General features: G+C 27.8%; 5 protein-coding genes. 4 read left to right on the top strand and 1 reads right to left on the bottom strand.

Annotated features, from left to right (window positions below; genetic code table 11):
* Positions 1-515: 515 nt before the first annotated feature.
* Positions 516-1541 (bottom strand): substrate-binding domain-containing protein, encoded by a 1026-nt coding sequence (locus R5Z65_RS09160; protein WP_317368688.1) that lies wholly within the window; start codon positions 1539-1541, stop codon positions 516-518.
* A gap of 318 nt (positions 1542-1859) precedes the next feature.
* Here R5Z65_RS09160 and R5Z65_RS09155 point away from each other — a divergent pair, with 318 nt between their 5' ends.
* From R5Z65_RS09155 to R5Z65_RS09140, 4 genes are all read left to right on the top strand, one after another.
* Positions 1860-2831: a PfkB family carbohydrate kinase gene (locus R5Z65_RS09155; RefSeq protein WP_317368687.1), complete on the top strand. Its 972-nt coding sequence runs from the start codon at positions 1860-1862 to the stop codon at positions 2829-2831.
* 435 nt (positions 2832-3266) lie between these two features.
* Positions 3267-4163 (top strand): ABC transporter permease subunit, encoded by an 897-nt coding sequence (locus tag R5Z65_RS09150; protein ID WP_317368686.1) that lies wholly within the window; start codon positions 3267-3269, stop codon positions 4161-4163.
* A gap of 10 nt (positions 4164-4173) precedes the next feature.
* Positions 4174-5073, top strand: a complete 900-nt coding sequence (locus R5Z65_RS09145; protein ID WP_317368685.1) for a carbohydrate ABC transporter permease — start codon at positions 4174-4176, stop codon at positions 5071-5073.
* 34 nt (positions 5074-5107) lie between these two features.
* The coding region (locus R5Z65_RS09140) for an extracellular solute-binding protein (protein ID WP_317368683.1) at positions 5108-6694 on the top strand (1587 nt) is incomplete at its 3' end.

Genomic DNA, 6694 nt, shown 5'->3' with positions numbered 1-6694 from the left:
ATATATATTAACAATAATATTTTATATGGAAATAGCTAAAATATATTTAATGAAAGTATGGAACAATATAGATTTATGGGTAAATACAATTAGTATATTTTTAATATTTTTTATTTCCTATTTTATTTTAACACTTAAAATTTTTAAAAGAATTGTAATAAATAACTAGTAAAATAAAACAACTATAAAATATAGTTTTATTTTATTTTTTATTATAGAATAATATTTAAAAAGCAATATATACACTAGAAATAAAGGTTCTATTTTAAATGTTTGTAGTATCTATAATCAAAAACTCCTATTCCTATATTTTTTTATTTATATTTCTAATTTATTAACAAAACCCCATTACACCCACTTATTAAAAACTTCAAAATCAACATTAGATTTCAATGCTCTAAAGTATTTTTTGTCGCATTTAATTTTTATTATTTCTTAAATATACATATTTATACTATATTTAGTTTATATAACAAAATAAATATTTTCTGTATTGTTTTTTGAAATATGGTTGTTTATTTTGTTGTTTCTCTGCGAACTAAAATAGGAGTAAGAACCTTGTGAATTGGGTTTGAAAGAGGTTTGGGTTTTCGTTTTTTATATTCGTTTATTTGAACAAGAAGAATTTTCATTGCCTCATCTGCAATTTTATCCACTTGTTGACCAACAGTTGTTATCGGAACTATGGCTTCTTTTGAAATTGGCGAATTATCAAAACCTACAATTTTGTATTTATCGGGTAGAGTACCGTATTTTTTTATAATTATATTTAGAAGAATATTTGCATAAGTGTCATTCGACATAAAAATACCTACTTTTTTAACGGTATATTCATCTTCTATTTCTTTAAACAGGCTTTTAATTATGTTATGATTTTCATCATATGTGTTGCCGAAATCCTTTACTAAGATTTTATAGTCATATTTGTTTGATTCACAGAAATCTATGAATCCTTTTATTCTCCCGTGTGATGGGACATCTTCAGAAAAATCGGAATTTGCATGTATAAGTATGTCACATTCACTTTTTGCAAGAACAGTTGCAGCCTGAACACCACCCATGTAGTTATCTGTATTTACACTGCAGATATATTTATCTTCACGTTCTATTGCAACTATCGGAATATTATATTCGGATAATTCTTTTGAAGAAAGTGTATGGCTTAGAATTATCATTCCTTCTGTTTTATATGCAATAAGTTCATTAATGTATTTTCTTTCAATGTCAGAATCGTCATTTCCTGAAAATACAATAAATTTATAACCATTTTTTTCATATGTGGAAATAATATGGTCAAGAACATTTGAATAATAATGCATATAAAGATTTGGAATGATAACACCTATTATTTCTGTTTTACCATTTGCCATAACTCTTGCAAGTTTATTTTCTTTATAATTAAGTGCTTCAAGAGCATGAGCAATTTTAGCTTGATTTTCAAGTGTAACAGAATCTGGGTTGTTGAAATATCTTGATATTGTTGTTTTTGAAAATCCTGTATATTCAGCTATATCTGCAAAAGTTACATTTTTATCTGCCATAATTTTACACCTCCGTTTATCTGTATTATTATAGCACAGTACTTTACTAAAATCAATAAAGTAACTGATTTTGTCAAGATGCACAAAAAAAGAGTTATATTTTTATAGTTTTGTTACAAAAATAAAAAAAGTCTTTACAAATAACTAGTTATGCAGTACCATATAATTAAAAGTAACTGATTACATAACTAATTTTTTGATAACGTATAATCAATAAAGTAACCAATTATTTGAATAATAGGATAAATAAAATATGAAAAAGTTACCATTGTTTGGGTAAAATTACAATTTATATATTAAAAAATGAGGTGAAATAAAATGAAAAAATACGATGTTATAGCTCTAGGTGAATTGTTAATAGATTTTACCGAAAGTGGAATTAGTCCACAGGGAAATCAATTGTTTGAGGCAAATCCTGGAGGTGCACCCTGCAATGTGCTTGCGATGCTTTCAAAATTGGGAAAGAAAACAGCATTTATCGGTAAAGTGGGAGATGATATGTTTGGTAGGCAGCTTTCTGATACAGTTAAAAGTGTAGGAATATGCACAGACGGACTGGTTGTCGATAAATCAGTGCCAACAACTCTTGCATTTGTTCATACTTTAGCAGGTGGTGAAAGAGAATTTAGTTTTATAAGAAATCCAGGTGCAGATATGATGCTAACAGAAGATGAAGTTAATGCAGATTTGATAAAACAGTCGAAGATATTCCATTTTGGAACACTTTCGTCTACTCATAGTGATGTTCGCAAAGCTACAAGGTTTGCTATCGATACGGCAATAAAAAGCGGAGCTTTAATTTCATTTGACCCTAATCTCCGTGAGCCTTTGTGGGATAATCTTGATAATGCAAAAACTGAAATTGAATATGGATTTTCAAAATGCAATATACTGAAAATATCAGATAATGAAATTGAATTTACGCTTGGTCATAATGATTATGATAAAGCTTCAAATCAACTCTTTGAAAAATATCCAAATATTCAACTGATATTTATTACCCTAGGAGACAACGGAAGCTGTGCATATACAAGAAATGCAAAAGAAAAAGCACCAATTTATCCTGCTATGACCATTGAAAAAACAGGTGCAGGAGATACATTTTTTGGCTGTGCTTTAAGTTTTGTTTTGGACAATGAAATTTCATTGTTTGATGATATAACGTTAAAAAAAATACTTCAATTTGCCAATGCAGGTGCATCACTTATTACCACAAAAAAAGGTGCGTTAAAAGTTATGCCAAGTAAAGAAGATATTTTAGAGATTATCGGAAGTGAGAAAACGAACTAAATTAAAATAAAGCTGGATACTATTGATGATATGAAATAATTTGTAGTCTGTGTTATCAATTTTAGGCTGTGATTTTTAAATTATTTCTGATAGATTTACTGTTGATGAAAAATCCATTTTTGGTGTTTTTAGTCTTAATTTAAGCAAAGCTTTAACATTTGTTATGAGATAAGACAATAAATCTAAAATCAATACAATTAAGCATTCAATAAGAAAATTTATCGTGTAAAAATACTTATTTATATTTTAATATTTCTAAATTCACTATACTGATATAAAAAACAAATGTAATATAGTTTTTTTTGGGTTATTATTCTTATCTTTGTTAAAAAATTATTTAAGTGTAACCTGTTTTTATACTTTAACACAACAATAAATAAAAAAGTAAAAAATAAAGCAATAAAAATGTTATAAAAGTAAAAGGGTGTGATATATATGCAAAGTAAAAAATTAAAGTATATAAAGGAAAACTGGCAACTATACGTAATTTTTATGGCACCAGCAGTAATACTTACTATAATATTTAAGTATTTTCCAATGAGCGGGGTATTAATAGCTTTTCAAGATTATAATCCTATACAAGGCATATTAGGTAGTGAATGGGTAGGATTTGAACATTTTAAAAGATTTTTATCTTCACCAGACTTTATGGAATATTTATTAAATACATTAAAGCTAAGTATATATGGTTTGTTGTGGGGATTTCCTTTTCCTATAATTTTAGCATTAGTTTTAAATTTAATTTCCAGTAATAAAATTAAAAAGAAAATTCAATTGGTTTTATATGCGCCAAACTTTATATCTGTAATAGTTTTATGTGGGATAGTATTTCTTTTATTATCACCTGTTGGACCTGTTAATAAATTAATAAATAATAATATAAACTTTATGGCTATGCCAGAGACTTTTAGAACTATATATATTTTATCTGGTATATGGCAAGGTGCAGGTTGGGCTTCTATATTATATACAGCAGCTTTAGCAAATTCTAGCAAAGAATTAAAAGAGGCAGCAGTTATAGATGGAGCTAATATATTACAACAAATAAAATATGTAGATTTACCTAGTATTAAGCCTATTATTATAATACAGTTTATACTAAGTGTAGGTGGTATTATGAGTATAGGTTTTGAAAAAGCTTATGCACTTCAAACAGATTTAAACTTAGTTACATCTGAAATTATACCTACTTATGTGTATAAACTTGGTTTAGAAAGAGGAGATTACAGTTTTTCTACTGCAGTAGGATTATTTAATACTATTATAAACATAATACTTATTATAAGTGTAAATGCTATAGTTAAAAGATTTAATGATGGAGAAGGGCTTTAGGAGGTATATTATGGCAAAAAAGAAAATTTTTAAAAATCATACATTACAAGATAAAATATTAGTAACAATACTGTATATATTTTTATCTCTATTTGTTATATCTATAATAGTACCACTTATTTATATATTTATTGCCTCTTTTATGGACCCTAATGTACTTAATAATAGTGGTATTAGTTTTAATCCTAGTGATTGGAGTTTAAATGGCTATAAACGTGTTTTTGAAGATAAATTAATTATAAAAGGCTATGTAAATTCTATTATATATTCTTTTTTATTTTCTATAATAACAACAATGGTTAGTGTTTTAGCAGCTTATCCAATGTCAAAGGAAGAATTTGTAGGTAGAAAATTTTTTAATATTATGTTTTTAATAACTATGTTTTTTGGTGGTGGTTTAATCCCTACATACTTATTAATAGATAATTTAGGTATGCTAAATACTATATGGGCTATATTACTTCCAGGAGCAGTTAATGTTTGGAACATTATTTTAGCAAGAACATACTTTAGAAATATGCCAAAGGATTTAAGAGAAGCATCAGCGTTAGATGGTGCAAGTGAATTTTATCACTTCTTAAAAATAGCCTTTCCGTTAGCAAAACCAATGATAGCAGTTTTAATTTTATATGCTTTTGTTGGTATGTGGAATAGCTACTTTGATGCAATGATTTACTTAGATGATGCAGACAAACAACCCTTACAATTAGTTATAAGGTCTATATTAATACAAAATCAACCAAGACCTGGTATGATAGCTGATATAGAAAGTACAGCAGAAATGTCTAAAATAGCAGAATTATTAAAATATTCTACTATTGTTATATCAAGTTTACCTCTTTTAATAATGTATCCATTTTTCCAAAAATATTTTGATAATGGAATAATGGTTGGTTCATTAAAAGGTTAGACTATAAATAATTTTTATAAGGAGTGAAAATGTTATGAAAAAACTTAAAAAATGTTTAGCAATTGTTTTATCAAGTGCTATTTTATCTGGTACATTATTAGGTTGTGGAAATAAAAAAGAATATAAAACTACAGAAGTTTTAACTAATGTATCTTTTCCTTTACAAGAAACAGCAACTCTTGATTTTATAACACATGCACCAGATAGAACAACACAAGAACCTAATGAAAGAGCCATATTTAAAAGACTAGAAGAAAAAACAAATGTACATATAAATTGGACTTGTTACCCTGTTAGCCAATTTGCAGAAAAGAAAACTTTAGTTTTATCAAAGAAAAACTCTTTACCAGATGGTTTGTTTAATGCAAATATGGGGCATTATGATTTATTAAAATATGCAAAACAAGGTGCTATAATACCTGTTGAAGACTTAATTGATAATTATATGCCAAATCTTAAAAAAATATTAGATGAAAATCCAGAGTATAGAAAATTAATAACAGCAGAAGATGGACACATATATTCTTTCCCTTGGATAGAACAATTAGGCAAAGATAAAGAGGCTATACAGTCTATAGGTAGTATACCTTGGATAAATAAAAAATGGTTAGATGAACTAGGTTTACCTATACCTACTACAACAGATGAGTTTTATAATACATTAAAAGCTTTTAAAGAAAAAAAACCTGAGGGTAGAGATGACATTATACCTATGTCATTTATTATAAATGGTGGTGACCAGGACCCAGGATTTTTACTAGGTGCTTTTGGTGAAGGATATGGCGATGTACCAGACCATATTTCTATAACAAATGATAAAGAGGTAATATATACGGCTACACAAGAAGGGTATAAAGAAGGAATTAAGTGGCTAAACTCTATACAAAAAGAAGGGCTTTTTGATCCTGAAGCATTTACACAAGACTGGGCTACTTTTGTAGCAAAAGGTAAAGCAGGAAGATATGGTGTATTTTTTACTTGGGATAGTGCTAATATAGTTTCAAATCCTAAAGATTATGTTCCATTACCAGCTTTAAAGGGACCAGATGGTATGGTAAATGCAGTACGTCAAAATGGCAGTGCTACTGGTGGTTTAGAGGTAGGTAGAATGGTTTTAACATCTGCTTGTGAGAATAAAGAGCTAGCAGCTAAATGGATAGATTTAATGTATGAACCAATTCAATCTGTTCAAAATAATTGGGGTACTTATGGAGAAGATGGCAAGTTTAATATTTTTGAATTAAAAGAAGATGGCACATTACAACATTCGGATTTAGGAAGTGAATCTCCAGTTGAAGTTAGAGAAGCACAATCTGTAAACGGACCTTTAGCTGTTTTAGATAGTTACTATGGAACTGTTACAACTATGCCAGATGATGCTAAAGCAAGACTTGATATATTACACTCTGTTTATGTTAAAGATATGAATATGGAATATGTATATCCTAACATATTTATGTCTCAAGAAGATTTAGATGCTGTTTCTAAATACCAAGCAGATATAGAGAAATATACAAATCAAAAGAAAGCTGAATGGATATTAAATGGTGGCATAGATAAAGAATGGGATAGTTATCTTAAAAAATTAGAAGAATACGGCTTATCAGACTATTTAACTATT

Source organism: uncultured Tyzzerella sp. (genome assembly GCF_963558545.1).
Classification (GTDB): domain Bacteria; phylum Bacillota; class Clostridia; order Lachnospirales; family CAG-274; genus Tyzzerella.
This window is presented reverse-complemented; position numbering and strand designations above follow the sequence as displayed.